General features: G+C 64.6%; 11 protein-coding genes. 9 read left to right on the forward strand and 2 right to left on the reverse strand.

Annotation, left to right across the window (positions count from 1 at the left end; genetic code table 11):
• Window position 1: 1 nt before the first annotated feature.
• From QRM57_RS08765 to QRM57_RS08800, 8 genes are all read left to right on the forward strand, one after another.
• Window positions 2-757 (forward strand): cytochrome c biogenesis CcdA family protein, encoded by a 756-nt coding sequence (locus QRM57_RS08765; RefSeq protein WP_284986298.1) that lies wholly within the window; start codon window positions 2-4, stop codon window positions 755-757.
• Window positions 757-2,478, forward strand: a complete 1,722-nt coding sequence (gene resB / locus QRM57_RS08770; RefSeq protein ID WP_284986299.1) for a cytochrome c biogenesis protein ResB — start codon at window positions 757-759, stop codon at window positions 2,476-2,478. Before QRM57_RS08765 ends, resB begins: the two co-directional genes overlap by 1 nt.
• Complete coding sequence (ccsB, locus tag QRM57_RS08775) at window positions 2,478-3,545, forward strand: c-type cytochrome biogenesis protein CcsB (protein WP_235517350.1); 1,068 nt, start codon at window positions 2,478-2,480, stop codon at window positions 3,543-3,545. Before resB ends, ccsB begins: the two co-directional genes overlap by 1 nt.
• Window positions 3,546-3,719: 174 nt before the next feature.
• On the forward strand, window positions 3,720-5,792 hold the full coding sequence (locus tag QRM57_RS08780) for an Hsp70 family protein (RefSeq protein ID WP_284986300.1): 2,073 nt from the start codon (window positions 3,720-3,722) through the stop codon (window positions 5,790-5,792).
• 2 nt (window positions 5,793-5,794) lie between these two features.
• Complete coding sequence (locus QRM57_RS08785) at window positions 5,795-7,846, forward strand: LuxR C-terminal-related transcriptional regulator (RefSeq protein WP_284986301.1); 2,052 nt, start codon at window positions 5,795-5,797, stop codon at window positions 7,844-7,846.
• Between the two features lie 175 nt (window positions 7,847-8,021).
• Complete coding sequence (locus QRM57_RS08790; RefSeq protein ID WP_284986302.1) at window positions 8,022-9,368, forward strand: IniB N-terminal domain-containing protein; 1,347 nt, start codon at window positions 8,022-8,024, stop codon at window positions 9,366-9,368.
• A gap of 128 nt (window positions 9,369-9,496) precedes the next feature.
• Window positions 9,497-11,362 (forward strand): dynamin family protein, encoded by a 1,866-nt coding sequence (locus tag QRM57_RS08795; RefSeq protein WP_284986303.1) that lies wholly within the window; start codon window positions 9,497-9,499, stop codon window positions 11,360-11,362.
• A complete protein-coding gene (locus QRM57_RS08800) occupies window positions 11,359-12,834 on the forward strand; it encodes a dynamin family protein (RefSeq protein ID WP_284986304.1) in 1,476 nt (491 codons plus the stop codon). Before QRM57_RS08795 ends, QRM57_RS08800 begins: the two co-directional genes overlap by 4 nt.
• Here QRM57_RS08800 and QRM57_RS08805 read toward each other — a convergent pair.
• Window positions 12,815-13,417, reverse strand: a complete 603-nt coding sequence (locus tag QRM57_RS08805) for a hypothetical protein (protein WP_284986305.1) — start codon at window positions 13,415-13,417, stop codon at window positions 12,815-12,817. The two genes, QRM57_RS08800 and QRM57_RS08805, sit on opposite strands and share 20 nt — an antisense overlap.
• Window positions 13,418-13,423: 6 nt before the next feature.
• The gene (locus QRM57_RS08810; RefSeq protein WP_257370861.1) at window positions 13,424-13,864 is read right to left on the reverse strand and encodes a PLD nuclease N-terminal domain-containing protein; all 441 of its coding nucleotides are present in this window, start codon (window positions 13,862-13,864) and stop codon (window positions 13,424-13,426) included.
• An 87-nt stretch (window positions 13,865-13,951) separates the two neighbouring features.
• On the opposite strand from QRM57_RS08810, the gene QRM57_RS08815 reads away from it, so the two are divergent.
• Complete coding sequence (locus tag QRM57_RS08815; RefSeq protein WP_235517342.1) at window positions 13,952-14,263, forward strand: DUF4229 domain-containing protein; 312 nt, start codon at window positions 13,952-13,954, stop codon at window positions 14,261-14,263.
• The last annotated feature ends 30 nt before the right edge of the window (window positions 14,264-14,293 follow it).

A 14,293-nucleotide genomic window follows, 5' to 3' on the forward strand; every position in this document is an offset into this window, starting at 1 on the left:
CGTGAACAGTCCCTTCGCCGAGACCATCCTCAACGGATCCCTGCTGCTGGCTGTGCCCGTGGCACTGCTCGCCGGGCTGGTCTCCTTCCTCTCGCCATGCGTGCTGCCCCTGGTGCCCGGGTACCTTGGCTACGTCACTGGACTGACCGGCGTCGACCTTGAAAAGCAGCGGCGTGGCCGCATGCTGGCCGGAATCGGCCTGTTCGTGCTTGGCTTCTCGGTGATTTTCGTCCTGCTCGGCGGTGCCTTCGGCCAGTTGGGTACCCTCCTGACCGGTCCGCAGAACGCCTGGATCACCCAGGTGCTTGGCCTTCTGGTGATTGTCATGGGCGTGGTGTTCATGGGCGGTTTCGGCTGGCTCCAGCGTGACGCGAAAATCCACGCCAAACCGCCGGCGGGCCTGTGGGGCGCACCTCTGCTGGGGCTCACGTTCGGCCTCGGCTGGGCACCCTGCATCGGTCCGACGTACTCCGCGGTACAGTTGCTGAGCCTGTCCGGCGGTTCGTCGGCGGCCAAGGGTGCATTCCTTGCCTTCATCTACAGCCTTGGCCTGGGCATTCCGTTCCTCCTGATCGCTTTGGCCGTTCGCCGCGGCATGGGCGTCATGTCCTTCTTCCGCAAGCACCGCCTGGCTATACAGCGGATCGGCGGAGGCATCCTGATTTTGCTCGGCATCCTGATGGCCACCGGAGTGTGGGGGACCTGGGTGACCGAGTTGCAGTACTGGTTCCAAAACGACGTGAAGTTGCCGATCTGATGAGTGAGTCCGTGAAAGCCAAGAAGAAGTCGCCTCCCGCTGACCGCGCCACCGCAGAAGGCACAGCAGGCGAAGGCAAACTCCAGCAGGCAAAGTCCGAGGCCGCGCTTCCCGCGCTTGGCTTCAGGGGCATGCTGCGTTGGGCCTGGACGCAACTCACCAGCATGCGGACGGCGCTTTTCCTGTTGCTCATGCTCGCGGTGGGGGCTGTTCCCGGGTCATTGTTCCCGCAACGGCCCGCCAACCCTGCCGTGGTCACCCAATACATCAAGGACAACCCGTCCTACGGCCAGTTCCTGGATGCGCTGCAGCTTTACGACGTGTACTCGTCTGCTTGGTTCTCTGCGATCTACATCCTGCTGTTCATCTCGCTGATCGGCTGTGTCACTCCGCGCGCGATCGCCCACTACAAGGCCATGAAGTCGCAGCCCCCGCGCACTCCCAAGCGCCTTTCCCGCCTGCCGGAGTACGGCACCCTCGCATTGCCCGCCGACGCCGGGATCCCGGCGTCGAAGGCCATCAACGATGCCGCTGGACTGCTTAAGAAACGCGGCTACCGCGTCGAGGTCAGGAACGCCGACGGCGACCTTCCGTCCCTGGGTGCCGAGCGCGGCTTCCTGAAGGAGGTGGGCAACCTGGTGTTCCACACGTCCCTGATCGGGGTGTTGGTGTCCGTGGCAATTGGTGGCCTCTTCGGCTACAGCGGCCAGCGCATCCTGGTGGAGGGCGATACATTCGTGAACACCCTGGTGGGCTACGACCAATTCACGCCCGGCACGAACTTCCAGAGCAGTTCCCTGCAGCCTTACTCCATGCAGCTGGACAAGTTCAATGCCAAGTTCGACCGTGAATCACCGGGCAAGGCCGGCCAGCCCATCGACTACACCGCCGAAGTCACCACCAAGGAAACTCCTGATTCGCCGGCCAAAAAGGAAACCCTCAAGGTCAACGATCCCGTTTCCCTGGGCGGAACCAGCCTGTACCTCACCGGAAACGGCTACGCACCCATGGTGACCGTCCGCGACGGCGAGGGCAACGTGTCCTTCCAAGGCCCGGTCATCGCCAAGGTCCAAGGCGACAACTACTACTCCTCCGTGGTCATCAAGGTGCCGGATGCCAAGCCTGAACAGCTCGGATTCGTGGGCTTCTTCCTCCCCACGGCGTTGGTCACCAGTGACGGGATCTCCTTCAGCGGAGCCCCCGAACTGGTCAACCCGCAGCTGAGCCTCAACTCGTTCTACGGTGACCTTGGCCTGGACAAGGGCGTGCCCCAGAACGTGTTTGAACTGGACGTCGAGAAGCTCAAGCCGTTGAACAGCCGCAACCTCGCGGCAGGCGGCATCACCCTGACTCCCGGAGCAACCGTCAACCTGCCCGAAGGCAAGGGCAGCATCACGTTCGACGGCGTGAAAAAGTACATTGGCGTGGATATCCACCACAACCCCGGCCAGTTGTATGCCTTGATTTTCGGCCTCCTGGCAGTCGCAGGACTCATGACGTCCCTGTACGTCAACCGACGCCGCGTCTGGGTACGCACCGGAACCCACGCCGACGGCCGCACCATGGTGGAATACGGCCTCCTTGCCCGCGGTGAAGACCACAGGTTGGCCGGCGAGGCCGCGGCCCTCCGTGAACACTTTGCCCGGGAATGGAACCTCCCGGAAACGCCTCAGGCACCCCCCACAACAGCAGTCTCTTCCTCAACCTCGAAGGACCAGTAATGCCAGCCATCAACGAAACCCTGGGCCAGTACAGCGAACTGTTCATGCTGTTGGCCGCCGGCACGTACACCGTGGCGTTCATTGCCTTCGCTTGGGACCTGGCGAAAAGCAGCAAGACGTTCCAAGCCGTGGACCTCAAGGCGGCGGCCAGCTCGGCCGGCGAAAAGGTGACGGTAGCAGCTGGTCGCGTAGGTGCAGCCCTGGGCGGCGCCGACGCCGGTGGGCCTGCAGGCCGCGCCGAGCGGCCGACGTCGAGCCTCACCTTTGAGGGCGGAACCGCGGCAGGCGACATGAAGTACGCCGCTGAACGGCGCGTACCCGCGCGCATTGCCGTGGCGCTGACGGTCCTGGGTGTGCTGATCCACGCCGCTGGCGTTATCACCCGCGCACTGGGCGCCGGGCGGGTGCCGTGGGGCAACATGTACGAGTTCCTCACCACGGGTGCTTTTGTGGCTGTCGCCGTCTTCCTTGTTACTTTGATCCGCCGCGACCTGCGGTTCCTGGGCACCTTCGTCCTTGGCCTGGCCATCATCATGCTGGTTGCCGCTTCCGTTTCGTTCTGGACCCCGGTGGGCCACCTGGTTCCGGCCCTGCAGAGCTACTGGCTGATCATCCACGTCTCCATCGCGGTCCTGTCCTCGGCACTGTTCACCCTGACTTTCGCCATGTCCGTGCTGCAGTTGCTTCAGTCCTACAGGCAGAAGAACCTCGCGGCCGGTCGCAAGGACAACCTCTCGTTCATGCGGGTGGTGCCCAACGCGTTGAGCCTTGAGAACCTTTCCTACCGCATCAACGCCATTGCCTTCATCGGCTGGACCTTCACCTTGATGTTCGGTGCCATCTGGGCCGAGAAGGCCTGGGGCAGGTTCTGGGGCTGGGACCCGAAGGAAGTCTGGACGTTCGTGATCTGGGTTGTCTACGCAGGCTACTTGCACGCACGTGCCACCCGTGGCTGGACCGGAACCCGCGCTGCGTGGTTGTCGATCGTGGGTTACGCGTGTGTCATTATCAACTTCACGCTCGTCAACACTGTTTTCCAGGGCCTGCATTCCTACTCGGGACTTTAGGCCCATTTCCTGCCTGAGCAGGAAAGATGCCCAGGATGGCCGGTGTCGGCCTCGAAATCAACAAATCGCTGTAGCAACTGAGCCTTTTGCACGTGCTTAGCAGGTGCTAACTTGTTCAGGACCCGCCTGTGATGAAGACCGCAGCGCGGTGCCATGTGAACTTTCGAGGTAGCTATGAGCTATGTTCTCGCCATTGACGTCGGGACAAGTTTTACCGCAGCAGCACTGGCCAGGCCCCACCAGGGGCCGCTATCACCACCGGAAATCCTTCCCTTGGGATTGCACGGCAGCGCCGTGCCATCCGTGCTTTACTACGCCGACGACGGCCGGGTTTTGGTGGGAGAACCCGCCGAGCGGCGGGGGCTGGACGACCCCCATCGGATGGTCCGGGAGTTCAAACGCAGGATCGGGGATTCCGTCCCCCTTTCCGTAGGGGACAACTGGTTGGCACCCGAGGACGTTTACGCCTCCATGGCGCGGTGGGTGGTGGACCGCGCCGAAGAGCGGGAGGGAAGTTCGCCGTCGTCGATCGTCATGACGTACCCGGCGGCGTGGGGTGCGCACCGCACGTCAGTGGTGCAGGCCGCGTTGAACGTCGCGGGCCTCGAAGCGGTGACGTTGCTCAGCGAGCCTGAAGCGGCCGCACTGCACTACGCCTCCCAGACGAGGGTGGAGGACGGAAGCGTCATCGCCGTGTACGACCTCGGTGGTGGCACTTTCGACACGGCCATCCTGCGCAAGGTGGGTGCGGGGAACTTCGAGCTCCTCGGGCGGCCGGATGGCATAGAAACCCTTGGCGGCGCCGATTTCGACGCCGCTGTCTTGCGTCACGTGATGGGCCACTTGGGCAACGCCGGAGAGGGTTTGGACCCCGCATCGCCGGAGACCTTGGCCGCTCTTTCGCGGCTGAGGCGGGAATGCCGCGAAGCCAAGGAAGCCCTCTCCATGGACAGCGAAGCGAGCGTTGCGGTGGCGCTCCCCGGGACACAGCGGTCGGTTAGGCTGGTCCGTTCCGAGTTCGAAGCAATGGTCGATCAGCCTCTCCGCGAGACCGTGGACGCCCTGGAGCGCAGCCTGCGGAGCAACCGTCTTGAGCCTCAGGACCTGAGCGCTGTGCTGCTGATCGGAGGGTCCTCGCGTATTCCGCTCGTGGCCGAGTTGATTTCCGTTGAACTGGGCCGCCCGATAGCTGTTGACGCCGATCCGAAGTCGTCCATCTGCCGCGGCGCCGCGCTTGCCGGTCTCAGCCAGGTGGCAGACGCTGTGGCGGCCGATGCACCGGCTGCGACACCTACGGAACCGGAGGCCACGCGGCCGCGCGTCGTCGCCCGTGTCCCCGTTGCGGGCGTCGTGAAGGCGGCCCGTGGACGTCCCGGCAGGCACGCGCCCCGGCCCCGCGTCCGGATGGCTGCGGCCGCTGCTACCGCCGCGACAGCCCTGGCCATCGCCACCGCCACTGCTGCGCAGAGCCCGGACGGCAACGGACTGCTCGCATCAATGTTCGGGGCTCAAGCCGCTGACGTAATGCGCGACGTCGGTGCCCAGGATTCCGGAACACGTGACGGTGCGTCCGGTGGCGGCCCAGCCGCGGCCGCTCCGTTGACCGGGGCGCCGGCGACGGGACTTGAAGCCAGTGCACGAACAGGTGCCGGCCCGGCAGGGGCGGGAGCAGGGGCCGGAAGAAGCCCGGTGCAGCGGGCGACCGGGACAGGACGTGGTTCGGTAGCGAACGGACCCGCTGGAACCGGCTCCGGTACCTCGGCTGGGGCTCAGGGTCAGGCTGGAGCAGCCGCTGGTGGGACCACTGGCACGACGCCGGGTTCGGGCACGACGCCTGGAACGGGCACGCCGCCGGGTTCGGGCACGCCCTCCACACCCACGGAACCCGGTGGCGCGGCGAGTGGCCCTACACCTCCGCCCGCAACGAACCCCGGGACCCCTCCACCGGCCACTGGTCCTGGCACCCCGCCACCGGCAACGGACCCCGGGACACCTGCATCGCCAACCGGTCCTGGCACACCTCCACCGGCCACCGACCCGGGGGCCACCCCTCCACCGGCCACGGACCCTGTCACTCCGCCACCTGCGCCTGACCCTGCACCGCCGTCTCCCGAACCAACCGCGCCGCTGGGTGATCCGGCCCCGACGCAGGATCCCGCCCCGGTCACCGCCCCGGTCACCGACCCGCCGCCTGCCACCACGGATAACGGCCCGAGCCTGGATACCGCGTCGACCTCGGTGGCTTAGGCATGACGGGGCCAGACCATGCTTCCCAACCCACCACCAGCAAGGACGCAACTCCCGATCGGCCCGACGTGGTCCTTGCCGGACACAATGCGTTGCTCCGGGAGTTGCTCCTTGCGTTGTCAGTAGGCTTCACCCTGCCTGGGCCGCTGCCGGATGACCTGGAGACCCGGGACGGGCTTGAAGACGCAGTGGCAGCCGGTAAGGAAGCCGGGCTGCTTTCTCCGGATGGAACCGTGGTGGGGACCGTCCAATATGCGCTGTTGAACAATGCACCCAAGCCGCAAGTCCGTGCACTGCAGCGGGAACTGGTAGGGAAGATCCTGCAGGAAGAGACGGGCCTGGGTGATGTTGCCCGTGAGCTCGCACGGAGCGGATTGCAGGACCCCCGTGTGGCGGAGGAGCTGGAACGCTGGGCGGACCTGGTGCTGGATGCTGATCCACAGTTGGCCGCCGATCTCTTCGCCGAAGCACTCCTTGCCGGAGCTCCGGAGCTTCCCACCGCCGCGCGGCGGGCCCAAGCCGCTGCAGCTATCGGCGACTTGGACGCTGCGGGAAGAATCGTGGACAGGCTTCTGGCCATGCCCGATGCCCCTGGGCTTCGCCTGGGTGCGGACGTTGCCGCTGCCGTGTGGGCGCACCGCGGCATGCTGGCCCGTGGCGCGGACACTTACAGGTGGGTTGGCCCTGACAGGATCGACGATTCCGCGCCGCTGGCAGCAGTGGCAATGATCGGCGCCGGTGATGCAACCGGCGCCGGGCAAATCCTCGGCGCCACACCGTTGGCGGGTTCGCCTACGCTCTTGGCGGTGGCGCTGACATTGACCCAGCAGGGGCTCAGGCACACCCTGGGGCGGGAACCACAGCGGGCGTTGCCGGAACTCATCCGGGCGTCAGACATGATGAACGCGGCTGGCGCATCGATTCCCCTGCCGGAGACCCCTGCGGCATTGGCGGCTCTCTGTGCGATCCACAGTGGGGAACCCGCGGTGGCGGACACGGTGCTCAGTGCTGCCCTCGCCGCCGGCCAGGGCGGAGATGCTTGCAGGCCCAGGCTGTTCCTGCTTCAGGCGTGGTGCTCAATGCAACAGGACAACCCCGAAGAAGCACGCTTGGCCATCAATGAGGCCGTCAAGGCCAACCACTGGCCCTTGGCTCCACGGGATACCTTCCTGTTGGCGGCACTGGAGGTGGCCTTGGCGCGGCGCGGCAGCGAGGTGCACGAACTGGTGCTCGCCTGGGACAGGGCCCGCGAGGCCATGATGCACGTATCCGTTGACCTCTTCAGCCTGCTGCCCTGGGGAGAACTGGCCATAGCCGCAGCGAGGCTACGGGAGACGCGACGAATCTCGCCGTCCATGGACAGTGCGTGGGAGTTGTTGGGCCGCTTGGGAAATCCGCCATTGTGGTCGGTTCCGCTGCACTGGGCGGGGGTGCAGGCCGCATTGCTGGGCGAAAGCCCCGCTGAACTTGCTCCGCATGCTGCGGCATTGGTGCGCGCGTCCGAACACAGCCATCTGGCCTCTGTCTTAGCCGCTGGCGGAAAGGCCTGGGTTTCCGTACTCGCCAGCAGGTTCGAAGCGTCCGACGTCGAAACAGCGGCCCGTGGGCTGGCTGCGGTAGGCATGCCATGGGAAGGTGCGCGGTTGGCCGGCCACGCCGCCGCGCACGCCGATGAACGGCGCGATATGGTACGGCTGCTGGCGTGTGCCAGGGATATCCATCCGCAGGGGGCAACCACCACCACGGGCACCACTGCGGGGTCTTCCGAGCGGGCCGAAGCTGCCGGGCGCCAGGACCCAGGCGCGCCGCTGCCGGATGCGGGAGAGGCCCCAGGCATACCTGACTCTTCAGGCCTGAGCGTCAGGGAACGGGAAGTGGGCCGACTGCTTCTGGAGGGCAAAACCTACCGCGAAATCGGCGAAGCCATCTACATCTCGCCCCGCACCGCAGAGCATCATGTAGCCCGGATGCGCCGCCGGCTGGGTGCCGAAAACCGTTCCGAACTGCTGGTCCGGCTCCGCCTGGCCTTGGGGGAGGGGTACCCACCTCCGTAGTCGGTCACCCCCTCCACCCCCTAACGGGAATGCACCGGATCCCCTAACGCCGGGGTGGCCGGTAGGGGGACCGCCCCCGATGCCCCGCCCCTGGCCCGGGCCATACGTTGAGTGGGAGCCCGGCAAAGGCGCCGGGCCATTTACCACCCACCACAGAATTTGAGGGAGCACTCCAATGCCTACACTCGCACAACAGCTCGTGCAGTTCCTGATGAGCCTGTTCAACGATCCTGACGCAGCCGAAGAGTTCGTACGTAACCCGGAAGCGGCCCTTTCCGCGGCCGGCCTGCGGCACGTCTCCTCGGCAGACGTCGACGCCGCACGGCCCGTGGTCCTGGACTACGCACCCATCAACGCCCGCTCCTCGTTCGACCGCGAATACAACACTGGCGGCAACCACGCTTCCACCGGCGGCTGGGAAGGCGGTGGCCAAGGCGGCGGACGCCCCCACAATTCCGGTGGCGGCGACCATGAGCACGACGGCGGTGGACATGGCGGTGGCGGTTGGGGTGGCCATGATGGCGGCGACGACCACGAGCACGACGGCGGCGGGCATGGCGGTGCTGGCGGTGGTTGGGGTGGCCATGATGGCGGCGACGACCACGAGCACGACGACGGCGGCGGCCACGGAGGTGCCGGTGGAGGCGACTACGATGATCACGCACACGCAGTCCAGCAGCTGATCCACGTGGTGAATAACTACTCGTACACCACCAACATCGACGACCGCGACACCATCACCGACCAGTCGGTCAACCAGAACATCTGGGCCGATGGCGACGTCACGCAGTTCTTCAACCAGGATGCCGTGACTGCTTCGGGGGATGGGGCCATCGCGGCCGGCGGAGACGTGAGGGATTCCGGAAACACGACAACCACCACGACGACGACCCACACCGATGACCACTCCACGGACAACTCGGTCAACATCACGGAGTCGGGCGACGGCGATGTTGAGGTGGGCAACACGGACATCGATGTCAGGGACTCTTTCAACGACGACCACTCGGTAACGAAGGATTCCTACAACACCGACACGGATGTCGACGTCGATATCAAGGACTCCTTCAACGAGGAGACCGACAACTCGGTCCACAACACCACGAACAACGTCTCGGACTCGTTCAACGACAATTCGCAGGACAACTCCGTGGATGTTGATGCGGACATCGATGTTGACATCGCGGACTCCTTCAACACGGACAACTCGTCCACGACGACGACCAACACAACCACGAACACGGATAACTCGAACAACTCCGTCAACGTGGCGGACTCCTTCAACTCCACCGACGTTGACGTGGACGTGGAGGACGTCCAGGTGATCAATGACTCGGTGGTGGCGCAGGACAACGAGTTGACCTACACGGAGGACAACTCCACCACAGTGGGCGATGTGGACGTGGACTACACCAACGTCGAGGACAACACGGTCATCGCCGACAACGACCTCGATGTCGAGTACAACGACATCGACGACTCGATCGTCGTCGCCAAGAACGACGTGGACATCGACCAGTAACCAGTGCACCAAACGGCGCAGCGAAATGCTGCACCGCGAAGTCCCCAGGCAGTGCCCGGCAGGTCGTACACACCTGCCGGGCACTTCGTGGCCTCCCGTCCAAGGGTGGCAGAGCAAAGGACGAATTTGTGGCGGAAGCAGTACGTATGACCACACTGGTGGAGCAAGGCATTGCCGTCGTGGGGGAACGGAACGACCTCAGGCGACGCCTGGAAAATACCCTGGAGCGGCTCCGGGACCCCAGAGTCCGTGTGATTGTTGTTGGCGAATTCAAGCAGGGTAAAAGCCAGCTGATCAACGCCATGGTCAACGCCCCGGTCTGTCCCGTGGACGACGACATTGCCACAACGGTCCCAACCGTCGTACGGCAGGGGGACCCGGCGTCGGCCGTTGTCCTTGTTCCCCGCCACGGCGGCAGCGTCACGGAATCCGACGGCGGACCTGAGGCGCCCGTGGAGCGGCAACCGATCGGGCTCGATGAGCTTGCAGACTATGTGTCCGAGAAGGGAAATCCGGGAAACGCCAGGAACATCGTGGCGGCCGAAGTATCGCTTCCCCGCAAACTGCTCGCCGGGGGCCTCACCATGGTTGATTCCCCGGGTGTCGGCGGGCTGGGCTCCTCCCATACGCTCACCACCCTGACGGCGCTTCCATCCGCCCACGCCATGGTGTTCGTGTCTGACGCTTCGCAGGAATACACGGAGCCGGAGATCCGGTTCCTCCATCAAGCAATGCGGATCAGCCCCAACGTGCTCTGCGTACTCTCCAAAACGGACCTCTATCCCAGCTGGCGGCAAATCGCTGGCCTGGACAAAGGCCACCTGGAAGCTGTAGCGCCCGGCATCCCGTTGTTCCCTGTCTCCTCCGAACTGCGGTTGCAGGCAGCCAGGCTCCAGGACACAGAACTCAATGAGGAATCAGGGTTCCCGGCGCTGATTTCACACCTTCGCACCAACATTGTGGGCGAGGCTGCCAGGCTGCAACGCCGGTCCGTAGCCCACGACGTCCTTTCCGTCACCGAACACCTGAGGCTTGCCCTGCAATCAGAGCTGGGTGCCCTGGAGAATCCCGAAGGCACACCGCACATGATTGCCGGGCTGAAAGCGGCGAAGGAGGACGCCGACGCCCTCCGTAAACGATCGGCCCGGTGGCAGATCACCCTCAACGACGGGATCGGAGACCTCATCGCGGATATGGAGTACGACCTGAAAGACAGGCTCCGCAGGATCCAACGCGAAGCCGAAGCCGCCATCGACCAGGGGGACCCCGGACCGGCATGGGAGCAGTTCACCTCGTGGTTGGAACAAAGCACGGCCGCCGCAGTTTCGGACACTTTCGTATGGACCAACGAAAGGGCACAATGGCTGGCCCGCCAGGTGGCCGGGCACTTCTCCGAAGACGAGGTGGTGCTGCCAACGTTGCAGGTCTCGGATACGGGAGGCGTGCTGGACCCGGTGGCGGACATCCAACAGATGGAAGACGGCCGCATGGGGGCGGTCCAGAAGATCCTGATCGGGATGCGGGGGTCCTATGGGGGAGTCCTGATGTTCGGGTTGCTGACAGGGCTGTTCGGCCTCGCGCTGATCAATCCGCTATCTGTGGGTGCGGGCCTCATGCTGGGTCGGAAGGCATACCGCGAAGAACAGGAAGCCCGGCTGAAACGGCGCCAGGCCGAAGCCAAGATGCTTGTCCGCAAGCAGGTGGACGACGTCGTCTTCCAGGTGGGCAAGCAGCTGAAGGACAGGCTGCGGATGGTCCAGCGGGCCACGCGCGACCACTTCACTGACATCGCTGAAGAGCATCACCGTTCCCTCACTGAATCTGTTGCCGCCGCCCAAAAAGCCGCGGCCACCTACGCCGTAGAGCGTGACATGCGGATCAAGGAGATCAGGAACCAACTCAGGGTGGTCGATGCCCTCAGCTCAGGCGCCCGGCAGTTGCTGGACAGAAGCTCGGATCCACAGCCAACACCGTCCACGGTGCCCGCCGGATGATGCCGTCCGGTACTGCTGGAGCGACGGAGCTGCTGGGACTGGCCCGTGACGCTTTCCACGACGACGCCGAGGCACTCGCCGTGCTGGACGAGCTGGATGCCAGGCTTGCCGGGCCACTTCGCATTGCCGTGGCCGGGATGGTCAAAGCCGGCAAATCAACCCTCCTCAACGCAATCATCGGCGAAGAAATAGCGCCCACCGATGCGGGGGAGTGCACCCGCATTGTCACGTGGTACCGCTTCGGGCACACCCCACGGATCACCCTCTACCCCCTCACAGGTGAGCCGAAAGGACTCCCGGTCACGCGGGTGGACGGTCGGCTGGTCTTCACCCTGGGCGAGGTCCGGCCCGAGGAAGTGGAACGGCTGGTAGTGGACTGGCCGGCAGCCAGCCTGCGTGATCTCACCCTGATAGATACACCCGGGATTGCCTCCCTGTCCCAGGAGGTGTCCGCACGGTCCACGGCTTTTCTGCTGCCCGAGGATTCGCCGGCGGCCGCTGATGCCGTCATCTACCTCATGCGGCACCTGCACGCCTCCGATGTGAGGTTCCTTGAGTCATTCAAAGACACAGCCGCTGGCCAATCCGGGACGGTCAATGCCTTGGCCGTGCTCTCCCGGGCCGATGAAATCGGAGCAGGGAGGATCGATTCGTTGATCTCCGCGGCCGTAATTGCAGAAAGGTACAGCAAGGACCAAAACCTCAGGCCCCTGGCCTTGGGAGTGGTCCCAGTGGCAGGGCTGCTCGCACAAAGCTCCAGGACCATGCGTCAATCAGATGCCGAGGCCTTGCAATTGTTGGCACGCATGGACAGGAATTCACGGGAAAGGCTCATGCTGTCCGTGGACCGTTTTGTCCGCGGCGACGGCCCCGGGCAACTCGACCCGGAAACGAAGTCCTCGCTGGTGAACAGGTTCGGCTTGTTCGGCATCCGCCTCGGCGTGGCCCTCATCCGTGGCGGGACCAACAACCCCACCGACCTTGCCCATGAACTGGCACGCCGCAGCGGTCTTGGCCAACTCCTCGACACCGTCGAGCACCTGTTCCAAACGCGGGCCGACGCACTGAAGGCGCGTGCCGCCGTCGTGGGTGTGGAAGCCTTGGTGAGAGGGGCGCCGAAGGAACGCGCGGCACCAGTGGAAGCCGCGTTGGAGAGGCTTCAGGCCGGTGCCCACGAGTTCCGGGAGTTGAAGCTGCTGGCGGACTTAAGGACGGGCGGGGTGGGCCTGGGATCCGAAGCCTCGGCCGAAGCGGAACGGCTGGTGGGCGGGCGAGGCAGCAGCCCCGCGCTGCGGCTTGGCCTTGCCCGGGACGCGGATGACCGCCTTTTCAGCGAAACTGCAAGGGATAGCCTTCAGCGCTGGCGGCTGGTTGCGGAGAACCCCTTGACCGAACCGCGCGCGGTGGAGGCTTGCCGCGTCGTAATGCGTAGCTGTGAGGCGATGATGGTTCCTACCGCCGCCGTTCGCTGAGCAGCCAGGATGTGGTGGACGGAAGGAACAGCAGGATCAGGCCAGCCGCCGCCAACACAAACTGCGCCGCCAGCAGCAATGTTGCCAGGACACCTTCAGAGCCTGGCGCCACCACGAAGTCGCGGGTAATGACTGTGACGATCGCGTGCAGGAGGACCACCGGAGCCAGTGCCCATCGCGCCCACAGCCGGCGTTTGAAGAGGACGGCCAAGAGCACTGCTTCCATGGCCATGACCAGCGCCAGCATGGCGAGGCTCCCAAGAAATACGACGGCGGTGGCACCGTCAACCGCTACAGCGTCACCGTCCGGAACCATGGTCCCTATGAGGCCCTTCAGGCGTTCAAAATGCGAATCCCGGGCCAGGAAGCCAGTCACCACAACGCCAAGTCCGGCCAGGAAGCTTGCCACCCACAGCGAGCGGGAGACCCGTGCAAACGTGGGTGGTTTGGTGGTTGCGGCAATCGGCGGCGCACTGGACAGGGTGATCCCGGGGCGGGGTGGCGGCGCGGGTACTGCTGTTGGCCCGCTGGCTGATGGTGTGGTGGAGGGTGACTGCCGTGAACCATCAGCTTGCTGGGCCATGTTTGCCTACTTCAGCTCGTCGGTATCATGCGGATCCGGCTCGCCGTGCTTGGCCTCGCCGGCGGTGAAACCTGGTTTCGCGCCCTTGTTCTTGCCGTCGGGGGGATTCTCTCCGGCTTTGCGCTCCCTGGCTTCCAGTTCAGCCTTGAGCTTTTTCAGGCGCTCATCTTCGGCCTGGTTCCGGCGGCGCGCTTCCAGGTTTCGGAGGAACTCGGGGTCGTCATCGGGGGCAGTGGGTTGGCGACGGACAGGCTGCGCGGCCGGCCTGCCGTAAGGGCGTCCGAAGATGAACCAGAGGATCGCGCCCAGCAGTGGCAGGAGGATCATCACAATGATCCAAGCGGTTTTGGAAATCCCGCGGGTCTGGTGGCGGTCCGTGCGGATGACATCCACCAGGGCATAGACGAAGATGACCAGGACTACGACGACACCTATAACGCGGGGCATGCATCAAGTCTAGTCTCCGCAAGGCTTTCACCGGATGCCCACTTTTGGCCGTGATCAGAGTGCAACCATCCGGGCGGCTAAACTTGGATGGTGGCTTTCCTGAAGTATTCCCTCATCCGTCTGGCGCTGTTCGCGCCGTTGTTCGTGCTGTTCGTCTTTTTGGGGGTGGGCTGGTTCCTGGCGGTCATCTTTGCCGGACTGATTGCCTTCGCCATCAGCTACCTGTTCTTCCAGAAGCAGCGTGACGCTGCTACGGCGTCCATGCACGAACGTTTCTCCGGACGGGCCAAGCCCATCCGGACCGCCGGGGAGGTCGAGGATGCTGCGGCCGAGGACGGACTCGTGGAGCAGAACCCGGACATCGCCGTCAACAACGACAAGCGCCCCGGCACCAAATAGGCGTCTTTATACAGCTAACGCCCCTAAAAC

The organism is Arthrobacter sp. fls2-241-R2A-172 (assembly GCF_030208885.1).
GTDB lineage: Bacteria > Actinomycetota > Actinomycetes > Actinomycetales > Micrococcaceae > Arthrobacter.

What these genes read in the sequence shown, in the direction of transcription:
- QRM57_RS08810 (WP_257370861.1), bottom strand. Translation starts at nt 13,864, where the DNA reads ATGCCCCGCGTTATAGGTGTCGTCGTAGTCCTGGTCATCTTCGTCTAT.
- QRM57_RS08800 (WP_284986304.1), top strand. Translation starts at nt 11,359, where the DNA reads ATGATGCCGTCCGGTACTGCTGGAGCGACGGAGCTGCTGGGACTGGCC.
- QRM57_RS08785 (WP_284986301.1), top strand. Translation starts at nt 5,795, where the DNA reads ATGACGGGGCCAGACCATGCTTCCCAACCCACCACCAGCAAGGACGCA.
- QRM57_RS08805 (WP_284986305.1), bottom strand. Translation starts at nt 13,417, where the DNA reads ATGGCCCAGCAAGCTGATGGTTCACGGCAGTCACCCTCCACCACACCA.
- ccsB (WP_235517350.1), top strand. Translation starts at nt 2,478, where the DNA reads ATGCCAGCCATCAACGAAACCCTGGGCCAGTACAGCGAACTGTTCATG.
- QRM57_RS08780 (WP_284986300.1), top strand. Translation starts at nt 3,720, where the DNA reads ATGAGCTATGTTCTCGCCATTGACGTCGGGACAAGTTTTACCGCAGCA.
- QRM57_RS08790 (WP_284986302.1), top strand. Translation starts at nt 8,022, where the DNA reads ATGCCTACACTCGCACAACAGCTCGTGCAGTTCCTGATGAGCCTGTTC.
- resB (WP_284986299.1), top strand. Translation starts at nt 757, where the DNA reads ATGAGTGAGTCCGTGAAAGCCAAGAAGAAGTCGCCTCCCGCTGACCGC.
- QRM57_RS08815 (WP_235517342.1), top strand. Translation starts at nt 13,952, where the DNA reads ATGGTGGCTTTCCTGAAGTATTCCCTCATCCGTCTGGCGCTGTTCGCG.